General features: G+C 69.2%; 15 protein-coding genes and 1 pseudogene. 1 reads left to right on the forward strand and 15 read right to left on the reverse strand.

Annotation, left to right across the window (positions count from 1 at the left end; genetic code table 11):
• Positions 1-1,091: 1,091 nt before the first annotated feature.
• From ACFXI3_RS40005 to ACFXI3_RS40075, 15 genes are all read right to left on the reverse strand, one after another.
• Positions 1,092-1,730 (reverse strand): hypothetical protein, encoded by a 639-nt coding sequence (locus tag ACFXI3_RS40005; RefSeq protein ID WP_378406768.1) that lies wholly within the window; start codon positions 1,728-1,730, stop codon positions 1,092-1,094.
• Positions 1,731-1,975: 245 nt separating this feature from the next.
• Positions 1,976-3,061, reverse strand: a complete 1,086-nt coding sequence (locus tag ACFXI3_RS40010) for an alpha/beta fold hydrolase (RefSeq protein ID WP_378406770.1) — start codon at positions 3,059-3,061, stop codon at positions 1,976-1,978.
• A gap of 52 nt (positions 3,062-3,113) precedes the next feature.
• On the reverse strand, positions 3,114-4,571 hold the full coding sequence (locus ACFXI3_RS40015) for a carboxylesterase/lipase family protein (RefSeq protein ID WP_378406772.1): 1,458 nt from the start codon (positions 4,569-4,571) through the stop codon (positions 3,114-3,116).
• A 313-nt stretch (positions 4,572-4,884) separates the two neighbouring features.
• Entirely contained in the window at positions 4,885-5,241 is a 357-nt protein-coding gene (locus ACFXI3_RS40020) for a hypothetical protein (RefSeq protein WP_378406774.1), read from the reverse strand.
• A gap of 459 nt (positions 5,242-5,700) precedes the next feature.
• Positions 5,701-6,876, reverse strand: a complete 1,176-nt coding sequence (locus tag ACFXI3_RS40025; protein WP_378406776.1) for a 4-hydroxybenzoate 3-monooxygenase — start codon at positions 6,874-6,876, stop codon at positions 5,701-5,703.
• A gap of 34 nt (positions 6,877-6,910) precedes the next feature.
• Positions 6,911-7,693 carry an IclR family transcriptional regulator gene (locus ACFXI3_RS40030; RefSeq protein WP_378406778.1) on the reverse strand — a complete coding sequence of 261 codons (783 nt, stop codon included), beginning with the start codon at positions 7,691-7,693 and terminating at the stop codon, positions 6,911-6,913.
• A 54-nt stretch (positions 7,694-7,747) separates the two neighbouring features.
• Positions 7,748-8,806 (reverse strand): alpha/beta hydrolase fold domain-containing protein, encoded by a 1,059-nt coding sequence (locus ACFXI3_RS40035; protein ID WP_378406780.1) that lies wholly within the window; start codon positions 8,804-8,806, stop codon positions 7,748-7,750.
• 48 nt (positions 8,807-8,854) lie between these two features.
• On the reverse strand, positions 8,855-10,324 hold the full coding sequence (locus ACFXI3_RS40040) for a carboxylesterase/lipase family protein (protein ID WP_378406782.1): 1,470 nt from the start codon (positions 10,322-10,324) through the stop codon (positions 8,855-8,857).
• Between the two features lie 86 nt (positions 10,325-10,410).
• Positions 10,411-11,418, reverse strand: coding sequence for a LacI family DNA-binding transcriptional regulator (locus ACFXI3_RS40045; protein WP_378406784.1), 1,008 nt, complete (start codon positions 11,416-11,418; stop codon positions 10,411-10,413).
• A gap of 38 nt (positions 11,419-11,456) precedes the next feature.
• Positions 11,457-12,401 carry an alpha/beta hydrolase gene (locus ACFXI3_RS40050; protein ID WP_378406786.1) on the reverse strand — a complete coding sequence of 315 codons (945 nt, stop codon included), beginning with the start codon at positions 12,399-12,401 and terminating at the stop codon, positions 11,457-11,459.
• Positions 12,398-13,261, reverse strand: coding sequence for an ATP-binding cassette domain-containing protein (locus ACFXI3_RS40055; protein ID WP_378406788.1), 864 nt, complete (start codon positions 13,259-13,261; stop codon positions 12,398-12,400). The genes ACFXI3_RS40050 and ACFXI3_RS40055 overlap by 4 nt, the downstream gene beginning before the upstream one ends.
• Positions 13,261-15,096 (reverse strand): dipeptide/oligopeptide/nickel ABC transporter permease/ATP-binding protein, encoded by a 1,836-nt coding sequence (locus ACFXI3_RS40060; protein WP_378406790.1) that lies wholly within the window; start codon positions 15,094-15,096, stop codon positions 13,261-13,263. The genes ACFXI3_RS40055 and ACFXI3_RS40060 overlap by 1 nt, the downstream gene beginning before the upstream one ends.
• On the reverse strand, positions 15,093-16,028 hold the full coding sequence (locus tag ACFXI3_RS40065; protein WP_378406792.1) for an ABC transporter permease: 936 nt from the start codon (positions 16,026-16,028) through the stop codon (positions 15,093-15,095). Before ACFXI3_RS40065 ends, ACFXI3_RS40060 begins: the two co-directional genes overlap by 4 nt.
• Positions 16,029-16,035: 7 nt before the next feature.
• Positions 16,036-17,562, reverse strand: coding sequence for an ABC transporter substrate-binding protein (locus tag ACFXI3_RS40070; RefSeq protein WP_378406794.1), 1,527 nt, complete (start codon positions 17,560-17,562; stop codon positions 16,036-16,038).
• 816 nt (positions 17,563-18,378) lie between these two features.
• Positions 18,379-18,969: a sigma-70 family RNA polymerase sigma factor gene (locus ACFXI3_RS40075; protein WP_378406796.1), complete on the reverse strand. Its 591-nt coding sequence runs from the start codon at positions 18,967-18,969 to the stop codon at positions 18,379-18,381.
• Between the two features lie 279 nt (positions 18,970-19,248).
• Between ACFXI3_RS40075 and ACFXI3_RS40080 the strand changes: the two are divergent.
• Positions 19,249-19,400: pseudogene (locus tag ACFXI3_RS40080) on the forward strand (ferritin-like domain-containing protein); the annotation flags it as partial.

Here is a 19,400-nt window from a genome sequence, read left to right on the forward strand (position 1 = left end):
CGACCAGCTCCTCCGCACCACCGTCGCCGGACTCGCCGTTCGCCAAGCCGGCGCCGAAGTCGTTGTGGCACAAGAGCGGACGCAAGCCGGGCGACGGTCTGGCCATCCGGGCTCAACGTTGAGGTTGGCGGAAACCGCCATGAGCGGAAGCGGCACGAACCTGGCCCGCGCGCTGGCAGCGGCGCGAGCCTCGCAGCCGCATCCGAGGCTGGGACGGAACGCCGCCAGGCGGCCGATCACGGTTGCGGCACGGGCCGCAGACCGCGGTCGTTCTCCCTCTGCAGGTCGGACGGTTCCGCCTTCCGGAACTCATCGCCCAAGCACTGGGCGACCTCTTCGGCCCTCCAGTCTCTGAAAGCACGGTTGCGGCCATGACGAGGAGGGTGCGGGCACGCCACGCCCGCACCGACAAGGACTCCCTGATCACTTGCCACCCCAGCGCGGGTGCGAAGGCTCCGGCAGAAGGCCTCCGACTGCCTGCGCACCCTCGCCGGAGTCAAGCAGTTCTGCGCAATCTGCAGCCGCCTCCCGCACCGCGGCCGAACAGAGCGAACAATTCTTCCCCTGGCTGCCCGCGATCCACTGACCTCACCAGCTACGATGCGACGCCCGAGGAAAAGGGCCCTAGTCGCGAACATCATCGTGCGGACTGCTTCACCAGTAGCAGGCGTTCCGCAACCGACTGGCTTGATGGTCCTGGACGGATCCGAACGCCGCGCCAGGCAGCGCGGCGACACCAGCGATCACTGCGACACATGCCACGAGGACGAGTGCTTTTCTGATAATGCTCATTCTTCTCGATCTCCTCCGATCAGCTGGGCCGAACACAACGGCCAGGTCGTCGATCTGACTTTCGACGTCGCAGATTTGCCGCCGCAGGGGTTTCGGAACTTGTCGTGCGTCGGCGGAACCCGCACCCCATCGTCCGTACCATTACGTCAAAAATCCCGAAGCCCGCAAAGCGATTCAGGGAAAGCACATTTCTGTCATTGGCCTGTCCGCCGCGCACACAAACTCTCGCGCACACGAATCAACCCCCTCCCTGGATCCCCGACCGATCCAGTGCGCTATGCCGCCGAGCGGGCACCACCTCACTCGAATCCGGAAAAAGGCGGCGCGGCGTGATACAGGAAATGGTCCGTCAGCCATTCCAGAACGTCGACCGGGAGACCCGACGGTTTCGTCAGGAGCCCGCTGACGAGCTGATCGATGGACTGAACCCGGGCCGGCATCCCGGCGACGGCCCGCGCACCCCTCCCTTGTTCTCCCCAAGCGGGGTGATCCGGTTCGGCGACGAGGCGGCTGATCCGGTCGACGACGACCGGCCAGGCGGGCATTCCCTTGTGGTGGATCCCGCACGAAAGCGCCGTGTGCGTCAAGTAAAGCCGCAGGCCGTCCCGCACGCAGGTGTGCGCTTCGATGCCCAGCAGCACGTTGGTCTTGTTCTTGACGTACCGCTCGTATCTTCCCAAGTGGCCGTAGCCGAAATCCTTGAGCGTCCGCCCCGACGCCCCGGCCCATGGCCGTGCACGGTTCACCAAGTGCTTCTCGAAGCCGACGAGTCCGGCGGACCGGTTCGCCGCGGTCAGCGCCCGGACCGCTTCGTCGTGCAGCGCGGTCGATTCGGCGAATATCACCGCTCCGTCCGGTCCATGACGACCGGCTCGCATGTCTTCGACAGGGCTGTTGCGCCAGACCTCGATGACCAGGCCGACGGCCATCGCGCCCACAACGGATCCAGGGCTCCGGATGCCCGCGCTTCCGCAACTCTCGGCATGAAAGCGGCCCAGAGTTGCGAGCATCTCGCAATTGCGCCGGTTGCCGAAGCAAAGCGAATCGCCGAAGACAGCTTTCGGCATTGCTCACCTCCTGATGCGGGAAACCCGCAAGGCTTCAGTGCGCTCCACGCGGCCGATCGCGTCGGGACTCGGATGCAGAGCCAGGAGAGATCAGTCGAGTCGCGGAGTCGATCGCGTCACCGCTTGAAGAGGCCGTCGGCGAACTTCAGCGCGGAGTGCATCTCGGCCTTGTCCACTGCTGTGCTGTGCCCCGCCCCCGGCACGATGCTGATGGTCACCTGACCGCCGGCGGCCTTGATCGCGTCGTGGAGGTCCTGCGACTGCTGGTGCGGGATCAGGCAGTCCGAGTCTCCGGCGGCGAGACTGATCGGCGCGATCGAACGGGCCGTCGGGAGATAGGTGGCCGGGTTGGCCTGCTTCACTTTGTCGGGCACGGTGTCGAGCGCACCGCCGAGCCAGGTGCTTTCCGGGGCGTCGGACGGGCCGTGCTTGAGAATCTCGGTCTTGCACGCGGCCGGGCGATTCTTCTCGAATTGCTTGTCCTGCGTGCCGAAATCGTACGGGCCGTACCAGGCGACGGCACCCTGCACGGCGCTGGAGACACCGGCGTTGCCCAGGCTGTCGTCATCGAAAACGGTCTTCTGGTCCCCGGTGACCGCGGCCATGGCCGACAGGTACGCGCCGGCGGACTGGCCCCAGGCGACGAACTTGTCCGGGTCCAGATTGTAGGTCGCGGCATGGGCTCGCAGCCATCGGATCGCGGCCTTCACGTCCTGGACCCCGGCGGGGAACCGTGCCTCGCATCCGAGGCGATAGTTGATGCTGGCCACCGCGTATCCCTGGGCGAGCTGATCCGGCGCGAGCAGTTGGCCCTCCTGTGCCTTGTCGCCGAGCAGGAATCCGCCGCCGTGGATGTCGATCAGCAGCGGGGTCTTCCCGGTGGCTCCCGGCGGGAGGTAGAGGTCGAGTTTCTGCGCTGGGGATGTCGTGGCGTAGGCGAGGTCCTTGTGAGTCGGTGTCGCGGCCTTGCCCTGTGCCGGGGCTGTCTGCGGCCCAGCTTCCGGTACCGCTGTCGGCATGTTGATCTTGCCGTCGGCGCCGCACAGCGACCCCGCGGCGGCAGCGGCGGGCTGGGAGGACGGATTGGTGGACGCTGTGCCGGTTTCCGAGCCGCAGGCCGCTAACAGCAGCGTGGCGGAGAGGAAGACCGCGGCCGTCCGGATTTTCCGGACGGGGCCGGGACGGGTCGATGAGCTGGTCACAAATGGTCCTGTCCGCAGGGATGATGGGGGTTCCGCCGAAGGCGCAGAGGAGCTATCCGCTGTAGCGCGCATGCCAGATGCGGCGGGACACCTCCTCCGGATCCGCGACCGTCTTGACGGTCGAGCCGAGGAGGCGGGTGAGCCTGCTGTCGAGTTCGTAACGCGGCCAGCCCGGATCGCCGGTCCCGGCGAACGCGGTCCAGGACTTGCGGACTTCCTCGGACAGACGCAGGAAACCATCGGCGTCGACCGGGTGCCCCCCGAACAGGAAGGAGGTCGTCCGCTGGTCCAGATTCCCGAACACGAGCGGGATGTCGATGGCGTGGCACGCCCCGAACGGCGTGTCGTCCCAGGTCACCTCGTAGAGGAAAGTCCTGCCGCCCGCCTCGGCGTGTGCTTCCGCGCACCAGAGGGACGACATGCGGAACAACGAATCCGACATCATCCGGACGACCAGTTCGCCGTCGGTGATGCCGGGATTTCCGGCGCGGTACTCGTCGACAGCGGATTCCGGCAGGCGTACGTCGCGGGCGATCCGGCGAGGATCCGCGTCGAGCAGATTCTGGATCTCCGCGAACGCCGCGAACTCGTCGCGTGTGAAACCCGCGATGAGGTCGATGTCCCGGCTCGCTCCCGCGCGCAGCGCCTGCCACGGCGCCTGCTCCAGCACGACGCCGTCGACGATCGGGTAGAACGGGGTGATCGCTTCGGCCGTCGTCCAGGCACTGCGGTCCTTCGCCATCACCTCGACCGGACTGTTCTGCACCCGGTGAACACGCTCCGAGGCCACCTCGGCGAAACCCCGGGCCGAGGCGGCAACGCCGAGTTCCGCGGCGATGATCTCGGTGACCCGCCGCGCTTCGCCCTCGCCGACGAAGCGGGACGAGGAGCTCTGGACGATCGCGCGGCGGAACAGACCCCGCGCGAGCGGAGAAGCGAGGAGGACCGCGACCGAGGCCCCGCCGGCGGACTCTCCCGCGATCGTGACGTTGGACGGGTCGCCGCCGAATCCGGCGACATTGTCCTGGACCCAGCGCAGGGCCGCGATCTGATCGAGGATGCCGCGGTTCGACGGCGCGTCGGGAAGCCAGCCGAAACCTTCGAAGCCGACCCGGTAGTTCATTGTCACCACAACGGCGCCACCGGCGGCGAAGCGGGCGCCGTCGCAACTCGGTTCCGACGACACTCCGCCGAGGAACGCTCCGCCGTGCACCCAGACGAAAACCGGAGGTCCCCCGGACAGCGGCTCCGGCGTCCAGACGTTGACGCTCAGGCATTCGGTGCTGTCGCCCGCCGACCAGACGGCGGGCATCGGCCCGACGGGCGGCGCCTGTGGCGGCGCGGCCGAGAATTCCGTCGCGTCCCGTACCCCGTCCCACGGCTCGGCGGGCTCCGGCGGCGCGAACCGGCGTCCCCCGTCGAGCGGCGCCGCGTAAGGAATCCCCTTGAACTCCGCGATTCCACCGGAGACGGTGCCGCGCACATTTCCTGAAGTTGTCTTGACAATCATGAATTTTCCATTCGCAGCAGAAAAACGGGCATCAAGAAACAGGCTGGCGAACAGAAATTGCCCGGCAGCCGGGGCATTGCGCGCCGACCGTGCCGGTCCGGCGGTGGTGCGTTCGATCAGCCCCACCGGCAACGCGAGGTGCTGGACGCTGCAGCCTTGGCCGGGAGGGCGTCGCCGCGGAGTTTCGCGCCCAGCGCTCCTGATTCTTCGAGCGGGCGCCGGATCCTGGTGATTTCCGGCGCTTCGGCGAGGTCGCCTGGCGCCGAAATAGGCCGGGCCGGCGTTCGAAAGGGCGACGCCGGCGGCCAGTCCGTCACGGCGGGCGAGCGACGCCTCGGCAGCGCTCCGGCGCCGACCGGATTCCGGACGATCGCCCGGCCACCCCGACGGAGTTCCCGGCGTGCCGGACCTCGACGGCGTCCACAGTCCCCGCAGCCGCGAGGCACGGGCCGGTTTCGCGATTGCCGCCCGGCAGGCAGATCGCGAATGCCCGATTCGCCGTCGCAGGATCCGGGCTTTCCGGCGGATCTGGATGCGCGCCCGTCAGCACTCCGTCCTCGTCGCCGGCCCGGCCGGCAGGTGGGCCGCCTCCCGCACGTGCCAGCACCGCGGACGTCGCGAATCCGCCGAGCACTTGCCGTCGACTGCGCACCACTACCTCCTCAGGCACCCGGCACGCCTTACCGTCCGTGCTTGGGTCCTTACTCCAGAAAACCTCAGACCGGACCCCCTTGTCAAGTGATTCATAAAAAGCACTTTACATGATCATGCCGGCTCCTCCGATCCCGCTCAGGGATCCTCGACAGCCAGACCAGCCGGACTGAAGCCCGGTCGCCCGTCGAAGGGAGCACCGGAGAGCACCTCTTCCCCCATGCGCGATCGGGGAAATGTGCTCCACCCGCGAACCGGTGTTCACCTGCGACAGCGGACCTCGGCGAGACCGGCGATGAGCATCGATCCCGAGGAGTTCGCGTTCAAGGGACATCTCGACTGCACTGGGCCGCGGGCTCCCGACAACCGGTATCAACCCGCGCACGCGTCCGTACCCGCACCGGCTCGAGGAGGACACCGGGGGCGGTTGCCGCGGCATTTTCGGCGTGGGGCCTGCCCGCGACCGCGTCCGGTTCCCTCACCATCCGATCGGCAGACCGGCGTAATTCTCCGCCAGCCCGGTTTTTCCGGCTTGGCTGGTGGCGAGCCAGCGGAGCTGGGACAGCTGCAGCTGCTGGTCGAACGGGTCCCCGGACTGGTGCAGCATCGTGGTCATCCACCAGGAAAAGTGCGTGCTGCGCCAGACCCGGCGCAGCGCGGTGTCGGAGTAAGCGTCAGCGAGGGCCGGGTTTTTGTCCCGCAGCAAGGCGGTCAGCGCGGGCGCGAGCAGAGCGACGTCCGCCACCGCGAGGTTCAGCCCTTTGGCTCCGGTCGGGGGCACGATGTGGGCGGCGTCGCCGGCGAGGAACAGCCTGCCGTAGCGCATGGGCTGCTGGACGAAGCTTCGCATCGGCAGCACGCTTTTGTCCGTGATCGGGCCCGGCGTCAGTGTCCAGCCGTCCTGTCCGTGGCCGAGCCGGGTCGCCAGCGCCGCCCAGATGCGCTCGTCCGGCCAGTCGGCGAGGTTCGTGTCGGTGGGCACCTGCAAGTAGAGCCGGCTGACGGTGGCCGAGCGCATGGAGTGCATGGCGAACCCGTCCGGATGCCAGGCGTAGACGAGTTCATCGGTCGACGGGGCGACATCGGCCAGGATGCCCAGCCAGGCGTACGGGTAGGTGCGCTGCCAGGTTTGCTTCGCGGCGTCCGGGATCGCGGTGCGGCACGGCCCGAAAGAGCCGTCGCAGCCGACGACTGCGTCGGCTTCGAGGCGCTCGGCGACGCCGTCCGGTCCGGTGAACGTCACGCACGGCCGGTCGGTGTCCAGGTCGTGCACGGCGGTTTCGCTTACCTCGTAACGGATTTCCTGGCCCGCGGCCGCTCTTGCCCGCCCCAGGTCCTTGGTGACCTCGGTCTGGCCGTAGATGGTGACGCCGCGTCCGGCCAGGTCGACGAAATCGACGTGGTGGCGTTCGTGCGGCCACTGCAGGTAGATGCCGCGGTGCCGATCGCCTTCGCGGTCCAGCCGGTCGCCGAGCCCGTTCTCCCGCAACAGGTCCACTGTGGACTGTTCGAGAATCCCCGCCCGGATCCGCGCCTCGACGTACTCGCGCGAACGGGTCTCCACGATCACCGATTCGACGCCTGCACGGTCGAGCAGGTGGGACAGGAGCAAGCCGGCGGGCCCGGCTCCGACGATGGCGACTTGAGTGCGCATGCCCGGAAGTCTGGCTCCCCTGCCCCGGGATCGGCTACGCCGGGCTTTCGCTCAGTGAAAGCCCGTTCGCCGCCAAGCCGCGGCCGATCCCGGCCGCGGTGACCTGGAGCGCGGAAACCAGGCGAGACCGGCCGCGGCGCAAATCCGGCACGACGACACCGAGCGCGGCCACCGGCTCGCCGTCCGGACGGGCCCGGACCGGCACCGCGACCGAACACGCGCCGAGCGTCATCTCTTCGACAGTCTGCGCAAAGCCCTCGCGGCGGATGCGCGCCAGCTGGTCCCGCAACTGCCCGGGCTGGGTGATCGTGTGGCGGGTGACGCGCGTCAGCGCCGCGAAGACCTCGCCCTGCACGTCGTCGGGAGCCCAGGCCAGCAGTACCTTGCCGACCCCGGTGGCGTGCAAGGGAAGCCGGCCGCCGACCCGGCTGACCACCGGCACCGACGCGTTCCCTCGCAACCGGTCGAGGTACAGCACGCGCAGGCCGTCCCGCTCGGCGAGGTGCACCGTGGCCCCGGTGGCGGCGTAGAGGTCCTGCAGAAACGGCGCCGCCACCTGCCGCAGACCGGACTGCACCGGCGCAAGGAGCCCGAGGTCCCACAGCCGGCGTCCCACCACGTAGCGGTCGCCCCGCCGTTCCAGCACGCCGAGGCCGACCAGTTCGGCCGCCATTCGATAGACAGTCGGCAGCGGCAGCCCGGCACGAGCCGCCAGCGCCGTCAGCGAAAGCGACCGATGCTCGGAATCGAACGCGCCGAGCAGAGCGAACACCCGCGAGGCGACGCTCGCGCCCGGAGTCGACAAGTTGCCCGGCATGCGCCCGATCCTCTCACCCCTCCGGCAGTTTCGCGCTGCCCGCTGCGCCCGGAGTCACTTCCGCTTGAACAGCCCGTTCACGAATTCGAGTGCCGCACCGGTCTGCGCCTGATCCACCGCCGGGCCGTGGCCGGCGCCCTTGACGATGGCGAGCGTCGCTTGGCCGCCCGCGGCTTTCACCGCGTCGTGCATGTCCTCCGACTGCTGGTGCGGAATGGCGCAGTCCGAGTCACCGGCCGCGAAACTGATCGGCGGAATGGTGCGCGCGGTCGCCAGATAGGTCGCCGGGTTGGCCTGCTTCGCCTTGTCCGCCACCGAATCGAGCGCTCCCCCGAGCCAGGTGGATTCCGGCGAGTCGGCCTTGCCGTGGGCGAGGACGTCGCTGGTGCAAGCGGCCGGCCGATGAGTCGCGAACTGCCCGTCCATCGCGCCGAAGTCGTACGGGCCGTACCAGCTCACCGCGCCTTGCACGGCGCTGGACACCCCGGGGTTGCCCAGGCTGTCGTCGTCGAAGACGGTTTTCTGGTCGCCGGTGACCGCGGCCATCGTCGACAGGTAGGCCCCGGCCGACTGGCCCCACGTGGCGAACCGGTCCGGATCGAGGCGGTACTCCGCCGCATGCGCGCGCAGCCACCGGATCGCCGCCTTCACGTCCTGGACGCCCGCGGGGAACTTCGCCTCGCACGCCATCCGGTAGTTGATGCTCGCGACCGCATATCCCTGCTTGACCTGCTCCTCGACGACGAGCTCAGCCTCCTGTCGCTTGTCGCCGAAGAGGAACCCGCCGCCGTGGATGTCGATCAGCAGCGGGGTTTTCTCGTTCGCGCCCGCGGGGAGGTACAGGTCGAGTTTCTGCGCCGGCGACTTCGTCGCGTACGCGATGTCCTGGTGCGTCGGCGAAATCGGCGCTTCCTTCGTCGCGGGCGGGGCCATCCCCGGAACCTGGGTCGGCATTTTCGCCTTGCCGGTGCTGTCGCACGCTCCTCCCCCGGCGGGCGCGGCCTGCGCCGCGGACGAGGCGGGCGCGGCGCTGTCGGCCCCCGAGGTGCAGGCGGACAGGATCAACGCGGCGGAAAGCAGCGTTCCGATAGTGATGAGGGGAGAGTTCTTCACCCTTGCTCCTGGCTGTTTCGGTTGTTCTCGAACGGTGGTGCAGGTGTCCTATGCGCGGTAGCACGGCTCCCAGACCCGGCGGGAGACTGCCTCCGGGTCGGCGACGGTGGCGACGGGCGACCCGAGGAGCCGGGTCAGCCGGGTGTCCAAGCGGTACTGCGGCCATCCCGGATCGCCGCTGGCGGCGAAGGACGTCCAGGACTTGCGCACGTACGCCGACAGCGCGGCGAAGTCGTCGAGACCTTCCAAACCGCCGCCGAACAGCATCGGGAACGGCGCGGCGTCGTCGTCGACGTTCCCGAAGACGAGCGGGATATCGATGCCGTGACAGGCGCCGAACGGGGTGCCGTCCCACGTCACCTCGTAGAGATACGTCCGGCCGCCGGCTTCGGCGTGCGACTCGGCGCACCAGAGGGAAGACATCCGGAACAGCGAATCGGACATCATGTCGACGATCAGCGCGCTGTCGGCGATGCCGGGCTTCCCGGCGCGGTAGTCCTCGACCGCGGACGCCGGGAGCCGCAGGTCGTGTGCGACCGCGGCAGGATCGGCGTCGGCCAAGCCCTGCATCTCCGCGAAGGGCGCGTACTCGTCGCGGGTGAATCCAGCGATGAGATCGACGTCCCGGCTGGCCCCGGCGCGCAGCGCGTGCCAAGGCGCTTGCGGCAGCACCGTTCCGTCGATGACCGGGTAATACGGCGTGATCGCCTCGGCCATCGTCCACGCGCGGCGGTCTTGCGCCATGACCGCCACCGGCGCGTGCTGCACCTCGTGGATGCGCTCAGGCGCGACCTCGTCGAAGGCGGCGGCCGAGGCCGGCAAGCCGAGTTCCGCGGCGATGATGTCGGTGACGCGCCTTGCCTCGGCCACGTCCAGGAACCGGGAAGACGCACTCTGCACGCTCGCCCGGCGGAACAGCCCGCGCGCGGGCGGTGCGGCCAGCAGCGCCGCCACCGAGGCTCCGCCGGCGGATTCGCCTCCGATCGTGACGTTGCCGGGGTCGCCGCCGAACGCGCTGATGTTGTCCTGGATCCAGCGCAGTGCCGCGATCTGGTCGAGGATCCCGCGGTTGGCGGGAGCGTCGGGAAGCCAGCCGAATCCTTCGAACGCGACCCGGTAGTTCAGGGTGACGACCACCTGACCGGCCGCGGCGAGACCCGCCCCGTGGTAGCCGGGCATCGAGGCCGTTCCGGAGAGAAATGCCCCGCCGTGGATCCACACGAAAACCGGCAGTCCGCTGCCGGCCGGTTCCGGCGTCCACACGTTGACGCACAACGATTCCGTGCTGTCGCCGGGCGACCAGACCGCGGGTTGCGGGCCGGGCGGCGGAGCCTGCGGAGGCGCGGCCGAGAACTCGAGGGCGTCGCGTACTCCCGGCCACGGACGCGGCGGCTGCGGTGCGGCGAACCGGCGTCCGCGGTCGAGCGGCGCGGCGTAGGGAATTCCAAGGAATTCCGCGACGCCCTGCGCGAATTTTCCACGCACGTCACCTGACTGCGTGCGGACAATGACAGACATTCCTGCCTTCTTTCCTGAAGAAAATGGGCATGCTGCGCCCAGGCCGAGGACTGCCGGAATTTCCGGCAGTCAAAAAACGCGGCGGATCAGGCAGTCGCGCGTTCGACCAAGCGGACCGGGAGCAGCACGTGCTGGACGGTGGCCGACTGATCGGCGAGGGCATCGTTCAGCAGTTTCGCGCCGAGCCGTCCCGATTCCTCGAGCGGCTGATGAATCGTGGTGATCTCCAGTGCTTCGGCGAGATCGCCATTGTCGAATCCGATGACCGCGAGATCGTCGGGAACGGCGATTCCGCGGTGGCGGCATTCGAGAAGAATGCCGGCGGCGAGCGCGTCGTGATGGGCGAACAGGGCTTCCGGAAGCCGGCCGGAGTCAGCCAGCTCCCGCACCACCGCCTGCCCGCCCGACACCGAGTTCTCGGTGAAGTGGACCTCGACCGAGGCCGGGTCGCGGCCGTCCTCCGCGATCGCCCGGCGCAGGCCAGCTTCGCGGCGGTTTCCCTGCAAGTCGCGGGTGGCGAAGGTCAGCTCGGGTTCGGACACGAAACCGATCCGCCGCCGTCCCCGCTCCAGCAGATGCCGGCCGGCGAGGTATCCGCCGAGCTCGTCGTCGATGGAGACCGAACTCAGCTCCGGATGGCTGCTGTCGACCAGGACCGTCGGCAGGCCCGACTTGCGCAACCGCTCGGCCAGGCTGTCCTCCAGCGGCAGGCCCATGATGATCAGCCCGTCCAGCCGCTGGGTGACCGGAACGGCGCTCAACAGCGGCGATGGCGCCTCGGCCGCCGATACCTGGTCGTACACCACGACTTCGCGCTCCTGCGACTGTGCCTCGGGCAACAGGCCTTTCAGCCGGCGCCGAAAGGAGTCGTAGGTGGTGAACGGCGCGATGGCGCCGACTCGGCCGACTGCCTTGCGCGCATGGGAAACCGCGGTCGCCTTCGGCACGAAACCGAGCTCGTCAATGACATCGAGCACGCGCTGCCTCGTCCGGGCGTTGACCCGGCCAGGGCGGTTGAGGGTCTGCGACACCGTCGCGATGCTGACGCCCGCCGCCTGCGCGACGTCGTAAATCGTCACTTTCCCGTTCGCCATCGGCCCCATCCCTCCCTGCGCCCTCGACCATCCTTCCATCACCCCGCGACGTGTGCCTTGCGCAGTCGTTCGATCACCTCCGTCCGCCAGAGCCGCGCGGCGGGGAACACTCTCGTCAGCATCGGCGACGCGTGCAGGTGGCCGGCCATCCGGTGCCCGGTCGCGGGCATGCCCGCTTCCTGCAAGCGCCGCACGAACGCCTCGCCGTCGCCGCGCAGCACGTCGAATTCGGCGGTCAGGACGTGGGTGTCGGGAAACCCCGTCACATCGTCGGCGAGCAGCGGCGAGGCCAGCCGGTTCGTCGCCTGCGCCGGGTCGCCCAGGTAGATCCCGCGCACCCGCGGCAAATCGGCGTCGCTGGGTTCGATGCCGGCGTCGTCGAGATGGCCGCCGGTGAGGTCCAGCACGGGCACCTCGAGCAACTGGAGCCGCAGCGCGGGACCGCCGCGTTCCGCGGCCAGCAAGGACACCGCCGCCGCGAGATTCCCGCCTGCCGACGCCCCGCCCACGGACAGCCGGGACGGGTCGATGCCGAGCTTCGCGTGCTCGGCGTGCATCCACTCCAGCGCCGCGTAGCAATCTTCCACCGGGCCGGGGAACTGGTGTTCCGGGGCCATCCGGTACTCGACGGACACGACGACCACGCCCGCTCCGGCGGCTCGTTCCCGGCACGCGATGTCCTCGGAAAGGCCGACCGCCGAGCCGAGCCAGAACGCCCCGCCGTGGATGTGCAGATGCCCCGGAAGCGGCCCGTCGGCTTCGGGGGTGAACACGCGCACCTCGATCCGGCCGCCGGCGACCGGCACCGCGTAGTCCGTGATCGACCGGACCGCGGGCGCCGGTTCGGAGCCCTTGACCATCATCCGGTCGATCATCTCGTTGATCCGCGCCCGCTGCTGGGTCCGGCTCTCCGGGCTCTGTTCGGGAAAGTCGCTCTCCACCTGGTCCAGCAGGGTCAGCAGGGCGGGGTCGATGCCGGTCACGAGGCGCTCCTTGTCGGTCGGGGATCTGATCGGTCGTTGTTCCGGCCCGCGTCGTGCTGCGCGGGGCCGGTGGTCGGGACGTCGCGGGGACGGCGGCGCGGCACCGCGTCCAGCAGTGCGCGGGTGTACTCGTGCCGCGGATCCCGGTAGATCTGCTCGGTCGGGCCTCGCTCCACCACCTCGCCGCTTCGCATCACCACGAGGTCGTGGCACACGTGGCGCACGACGGCCAGGTCGTGGGAGATGAAGAGGTAGCTCACGCCCAGTTCGTCCTGGAGATCACGCAGCAGGTTGAGCACCTGGGCCTGCACCGACAGGTCCAGCGCGCTGACCGGCTCGTCGCACACGATCAGCCGTGGGGACATCACCAGTGCGCGCGCGATCGCGATCCGCTGCCGCTGTCCGCCGGAGAACTGCGCCGGGTAGCGGCCCGCTGCCTCGGGCGGCAGGCCGACACGCTCGAGGGCCGTGCGCACCGTCTGCTTGGCCTCGGCACGGGACCTGCCCAGCACCAGGCGAAGCGGCTCAGCGAGGGTTTGCCCGACCGTCTTGACCGGATTGAGCGAACCGTAGGGGTCCTGGAACACGACCTGCACTTCCCCGGCCAGTTCGCGGCGCTGCTTCGCGGAGACTGCGGTGATGTCGCGGCCGTCGAACCGCACCGTGCCGGAGGCGGGACGGACCAAGCCGAGCACCGCGGCGCCGAGGCTGGACTTGCCCGAGCCCGATTCGCCGACGATGCCGACGGTCTTCCCCGCCGGAACCTCCAAGTCCACGCTGTCGACGGCGACCAGCGGCGGCGTGCGCCTGCCGGTGCGGTAAGCGACGGTCAGCGCTTCCACGGACAGCAACGGTGTCATCAGTGCGCTCCCGTCAGCAGGCACCGGGACTCGCGTCCCGGGGCGGTCGTGACGACCGGAATCGGCTGGTCGGCGCAAGCCGCGGTCGCGAGGGCGCAGCGCGCTTGGAAATGGCACCCGGCCGGCCATTCCGCCGGGCTCGGCACCGAGCCGGGAATAGCGGACAGCCGCTGGCCAGGAGGCGTGAGCGCCGGGTTGGACTCCGCGAGGCCACGGGTGTAGGGATGCTGCGGCGCGTCGAGCAGGTGGTCGACGCTGCCCTGCTCGACCACCTCTCCGGCGTACATCACGACTGCCCGGTCGCACACGGCGGCGAGCACGCCCCAGTCGTGGGTGACCAGCACGACAGCCATGCCGGTTTCCCTGCTCAACCCGGCGAGCAGGTCGAGGATTTCCGCCTGCACCGTCACGTCGAGCGCGGTCGTCGGTTCGTCGGCGATGAGCAGCCTCGGCTCCGCGGCGAGGGCGAGCGCGATCCCGATCCGCTGCGCCATCCCGCCGGAAAGCTCGTGCGGATACCGGCGCGCGACCGCTTCCGGCTCGCGCAGCCGCACCATGCTCAGCAGTTCGATCGCCCGCGCGCGGGCATCCGTCCGGCTCGACCCGCGCAAGCGGATCGTCTCGATCAGCTGCGCTCCGACGGTGAAGGCCGGGTCGAGTCCGGCGATCGGTTCCTGCGAAATGAACCCGATGCCCGAACCGCGCACGGCGGCGAGGTCGGCACGCGAGAGCGTGCAGAGATCCCTGCCTTCGAACCAGACACTGCCGGCGCTCACTTGCCCGCCGCCCCGCAACAGCCCCAGGACCGCCATCGCGGTGACCGTCTTGCCGCAGCCCGACTCGCCGACGATGCCGACCGTCTCGCCAGGCAGCACATCGAGATGCACGTCGCGAACCACCGTGGTTTCCCGTCCCTGCACCGGAAACGACACGGTCAAGCCCCGCACGGACAGCAATGCCCCGGGGTCGGGAGCGTCCGGCGACGGGGTGACAACCCGCCGCGCCCGTGAGCCTGACGATGCCGACCACCGCGCTGCCGCCGCGTCGCGTGCCGCGTCGCCGAGCAGGCCGAAGGCGAGGATCACCAACCCGATGAGCACTCCCGACGGCACGAGCAGCCAGGGCTGGCGGTCGATCGCCTGCGACGCTTCGGAAACCATGTTCCCCCAGCTGGGATCGGGGATCTGCACCCCGATCCCGAGGTACCCCAGCCCGGTCTGGATCAGGACCGCTGTCGCCGCGAACAAGGAAGCCTGCACGATGATCGGACCGATGAGGCGGGGAAGCACGTGGCGCAGCATGATCTGCGGCCCGCTCAACCCGCTCGCCCGCGCGGCCTGAACGGAGAGTTCTCCCCGGATCACCTTGGTGTTGCCGCGCAGAATCCGCATCAGCGCGGGCGCGCCCAGCACTCCGAGCGTGAGCATCATGGCCGTGGTGTTGTTCGGGAACACCGCGAGCACGACCAGGATCAGCACGATCGCCGGCACCGCGAACACGATCTCGGCCGTCCGCTGGATCAGCGTGTCGAGCATCCCGCCCGAATAGCCCGCCAGCAGCCCGGCCGGAACGCCCACCACGAGGAAAGCGGCCACCGCCTGCACTACGCCGATCATCGTCGAACCGCCGCCGAACAGCAGCCGGCTCAGCACGTCGCGGCCCAGGCTGTCAGTGCCGAGAAGGTGCTCCGCGGACGGCCCGCTCAGAACGTTCGTCAGGTCCTGCTCCAACGGCGGGTACGGCGCGAGCAGCGGCGCGAACACCACGGCCGCGATCACCAGCACGAGAAACCCGGCGGAGACGGCTGTCACCGGGTTGCGCATCGTTCGGTTCATGTCCCGCTCCGATGGTTGAGCTTGCGATAGGTCAGTTCGACCACGAGATTGACCGCCACGACGATGACCGTGAAGTACAAGGCGACCCCTTGCACCATCGGGATGTCGTGCGTGGTCGTCGCCTGCACGACCGTGCTTCCCAGTCCCGGCAGCACGAACAGCGTCTCGACGAACACCGACCCGCCGAGCAGGCCGACGAACAGCAGCCCCAGCACGGTCACGATGGGAACCGCGGCGTTCTTCAGCACGTGCCGGAGAATCACCGAACGCTCCCCGACCGCCCGCGCCCGCAGCATCACGACGTAGTCCTTGCCCAGCTCGTCGAGAACCGCGTCCCGGGACTGTTTCGCCAGCATCGCGCTAGCACCGAATCCCAGTGTCACCACCGGCAGCACGATCGAGCCCAGCCAGCCCGCCGGAGACTGCGTCATCGCGACGTAGCCGCCCGTCGGGAAAACCCGCAGCGCCACCGCGAACACCGCCACCAGGACCAGTCCCAGCCAGAAGTTCGGGATCGCCAGCCCGAGCAAGGAGAACACGTCCACGGTCCGGCCGATCCGGCCGCCGCGGACCGCGCTGAGCAGACCGAGCCCTCCGCCCACCGCGATCGCCACGACCATCGAGCCGACGATGAGCGTGAGGGTGACGCCCAGCCGCTCGTTGAGCGCCGCCGAGACAGGCTGACCGGTGAACAGAGAAGTGCCCAGATCGCCGTGCAGCACCCCGTTCAGCCATTCGCCATAGCGTGTCCACAGAGGACGGTCGAGCCCCAGCTGGTGGCGGAGCTGTTCGTGTTGCGCCTCGGTTCCCGACGCACCCAGGATGCTGCGTGCCGCGTCGCCGGGCGTGAGCGAGACCAGGACGAAGGTCAAGGCCGACACCACGAGCACAAGCACGGCCGAGCTCAGCAGCCACCTCAGAATTCCGCGCACGACACCCTCACTTCGCCGGATGCCAGTCGAGCAGGCTCGGCAACGGCGCGCGAGGACTCAGCTCGATCCCGTTCACCTCGGGCTGCGCGAAGTAGAACACCGGCGTGAACAGCACCGGCGCGAACCAAGCCTGTTTCACCAGGAAGTCCTCGATCTGGCGGTCCAGTCCGGCCCGGGTCTCCGGATCGGCGCCAGCGGCCCGCTCGTACAGCGAGGTCAATTCGGGGCTGTGCGTGCGCATCCCGTTGAAGAGCGCGTCCGGTCCGAAAAGCCCCTTGCCTTCCAGCCAGATCGACTGGCCGCCGTACCCGACCGAAACCGCGGGATAAGTGCCGGCGGCAAGGTCCCGGAAATACGCGTTGCCGTCGACGTTGTGCAAGTCGAGTTTGATGCCGACTTTGCCGAGCTGGTCGCTCAGCACCTCGGACATGGTGTTGGCGAAGGTCGTCGTCAGCACCGGCATGGTGAACCCGGCTCCGTAGCCCGCCTCCCGCAGCAGCTGTTTCGCGCGTTCGGGGTCGTAGCGGTAGAAATCCTTGTTCTCCGGCACGTAGCCGTCCGTGCCGGGCAGGACCGTCTGCTCGGTCGCCACGCCGTATTCGCCGACGAGAGCACGGGCAACGGATTCCCGGTCGATGGCGAAGTTGATCGCTTGCCGCACCCGCAGGTCCTTCAACGGCGGCAGCTTCACCCCGTCCCGGTCGGAAAGGATCAATCCGAGGAACACCACCGGCGTGTGCTTGATCTGCATCCGGGCTTCTTTGGCGCTGGGAACCGAGGCGTACTGCCCGACCACCACGTCGACCTGCCGCGCCCGCAACGCGTTCATCGCCGCGTTGGGATTGGCCATGATCTTGATGACGACCTTCTCGTAATGGCGTGTGCCCGGCCCCGAGTAGTGCGGGTTGGGCACGTAGGTGTAGCGATCGCCCGCGAGCGTTTGCGCCGGGTCCAGCTGGTAGGGCCCGGCACCGGCCGAAACGGTGACCAGCTGCGCCGGCGCCGCCAGCCCCTTCGGGCTGATCACACTGCCCAGCGGAGCCTCGTTGGTCAGCATGTCCGGCACAACCGGGTTCGGTTCCTTGAGGTCTAGCACCACAGTCGACGGCCCGGTGACGGTCGCCACGGCTCCGGTCAGCGCGTTCGCCTGCGGCCCCGCAGCCGAGATCAGGTAGTCGAAATGTTTTTTCACCCCGTCCGCCGTCAGCAGTTCGCCGTCGCTGAACCGCACGCCCTCGCGAAGGGTCAGCTCGAACTTCCGGTTCCCCTCGCCGACATAACGCCATGACGTGGCGAGCCCGGGCGCCAGCGAACCGTCCGGCCTGCGATTGATCAACGACGCGTACGCCGCCTGGAGAAAAATCGCGTAGGCCTGGTTCGCCTTGGCCGGGTCGAGACTGTTCGGCTGCTCGGGATACGCGATCGTCAGTACACCGCCGGACCCGCTCCCGCGTTCACCGCCACCGCACGCGGACAACGCCGCCAGCGCGGCCGTGGCGGCGAAGCCACCTAGGACACGTCGTCGACTCAGCACCGCTACCTCCTCCAACATCCCGCGGACTCCGTCGTCCGCACTCGGACAACCCCAGGAAAGCGCAGACCGCAGCACCTGTCAAGCGATTCACTAAAAGCACTTTACATCAAGAGCGCGTGCGGCCTCGACGGTCGGCGCCGAGTTCCCGCGCATGGCATCAACCAGAACCGGCCGGCCCGCTGGACAAGTCCGTGCGCTGTGTGCTGGGTAGGTCTGACCGTGCCGCATTACGCGTGTCTCGAAGTACTCGCACACCAACCGGGACTGTCGGCGCCGAGCTGACACGCGCCGCATTTGTCTCGCGCCAATCGATGGACCTGGAGCTGCGCGGACTACCGGGCCGCAGACTGCTGGTCGCCTGGCCAGCAAGCACGCCGCACGGCATAGCCTCGCCCGGCCAGCTCACCCGGCAGGCCGGGAACAGATTCGGGCGAGCACCGTCGTCAAGCCAGCCAAAGGCAGATGCTCACGCCGCTCTCCACCGCGGCGCGGGACCGCCCGCGCCGTGATCTCGCCGCCAGTTCCGACGCACTGGGCAAACACCACGACGCTAGCGATCCCGACGTGCTTGGGCCAAGCCGGTCGCGCGGCCGGTACCTCGCCGGCCTCAGCTCCGTGGCGACGGCGTCGAGGACGCGGCCGCGCGATCCGCGTGACGAGCTGTTCGCCACGGCGGACGGCGGACAAGGCCACGTCTCCCGGAATTCCCGAGCTCGGCCGCGCAGACGGGTCACTCGTCGAGGTGCCGGTCGGACTCGCCGCGCTCGAGGCCGGCGACCGCGTAGGCGCCGGCAAGGGCGCGAAAGTCGGCGGCGGTCATCCGGGAGCGCCCAATGCGTCCCGCAGCCGGAGCATTCCGCTGCGGATGCGGGTTTTGACGGTGCCGACCGCGACACCGAGCCGGTCAGCGGCCTCGCGGCAGGTGAGGCCGCAGAAATAAGTCAGCTGGATCGACTCGCGCTGAAGCGCGGTGAGCCCGCGGAGCGCGCCGCGCACCCGATCACGATCCACTATGGACAGTGCGGCCTCTCCGGTGTCGTCATACGGCCGGCGGAACTCCAGCAGCGCCGCTTTTTCCTGCCGGTTCCGGAATGCCTGTTCGGAGCGGACGCGGTCGACCGCGCGCCGGTGCGCGATGGTCAGCGCCCACGTCAGCACCCTCGCTGTACGGGACGGGTCGAACCGGGCAGCATGACGCCAGATCTCCAGCAGCACCTCCTGCGTGACCTCTTCCGACTGGGCCGGCGAGCACAGGACCGCATTGACCTTGCCGTGCACCGGCCCGGAGAGGTACTCGTACAGCCGCGCGTACGCACGCTGGTCCCCCTGTGCGGCAAGGACGATCAGGACTTCCGGCGTCAGCGCGAAGGTTTCCCGCGCTGACGGCGCTGAGCGGGTGGCGGGCATGCGGAGTCCTTCCCCGGCGGCTGGTCACCGGTGATTCGCCGGCGAGGGCCGCGCGTATTGGTGCGAGCCCCGCGGTCACCCGGTCGAGAGCCGCCGGATCGCGGCTCCGGCGAAGGCCCCGGCGACACGCGCCCGGCTCCGGATTCCGGTCACCTGATCGGTGCACCCGGCCAAACCGGTCCGTCGCCGGCTCCGAACTCGCATCGTCCACGAAGGATCCGTTCTCGCCGGCCGCGAGTGACGCCCGCGCTCCCCGCGCGGGCGGGGAGGAGTTCGTCCGTGTTTGGCAAGCATCATGCGGCTTCAATGATCAACCGGAGCGCGGAGAACGACCAGGACCGCCGCCGATTCCTGCGGGCCGCGGGGATGACCGGGCTCGGAGTGGTGGGGGCCGGTGCGCTGGGCGGCCTGACCGCCGGTAGCGCGGCGGC

This window comes from Amycolatopsis sp. NPDC059235 (genome assembly GCF_042754125.1).
Lineage (GTDB): Bacteria > Actinomycetota > Actinomycetes > Mycobacteriales > Pseudonocardiaceae > Amycolatopsis > Amycolatopsis albidoflava.

Bases quoted from the DNA above. Each gene is read 5' to 3' on its own strand.
- ACFXI3_RS40060 (WP_378406790.1), bottom strand. From the start codon at position 15,096: ATGAACCGAACGATGCGCAACCCGGTGACAGCCGTCTCCGCCGGGTTT.
- ACFXI3_RS40025 (WP_378406776.1), bottom strand. From the start codon at position 6,876: ATGCGCACTCAAGTCGCCATCGTCGGAGCCGGGCCCGCCGGCTTGCTC.
- ACFXI3_RS40055 (WP_378406788.1), bottom strand. From the start codon at position 13,261: ATGACACCGTTGCTGTCCGTGGAAGCGCTGACCGTCGCTTACCGCACC.
- ACFXI3_RS40015 (WP_378406772.1), bottom strand. From the start codon at position 4,571: ATGATTGTCAAGACAACTTCAGGAAATGTGCGCGGCACCGTCTCCGGT.
- ACFXI3_RS40040 (WP_378406782.1), bottom strand. From the start codon at position 10,324: ATGTCTGTCATTGTCCGCACGCAGTCAGGTGACGTGCGTGGAAAATTC.
- ACFXI3_RS40075 (WP_378406796.1), bottom strand. From the start codon at position 18,969: ATGCCCGCCACCCGCTCAGCGCCGTCAGCGCGGGAAACCTTCGCGCTG.
- ACFXI3_RS40030 (WP_378406778.1), bottom strand. From the start codon at position 7,693: ATGCCGGGCAACTTGTCGACTCCGGGCGCGAGCGTCGCCTCGCGGGTG.
- ACFXI3_RS40045 (WP_378406784.1), bottom strand. From the start codon at position 11,418: ATGGCGAACGGGAAAGTGACGATTTACGACGTCGCGCAGGCGGCGGGC.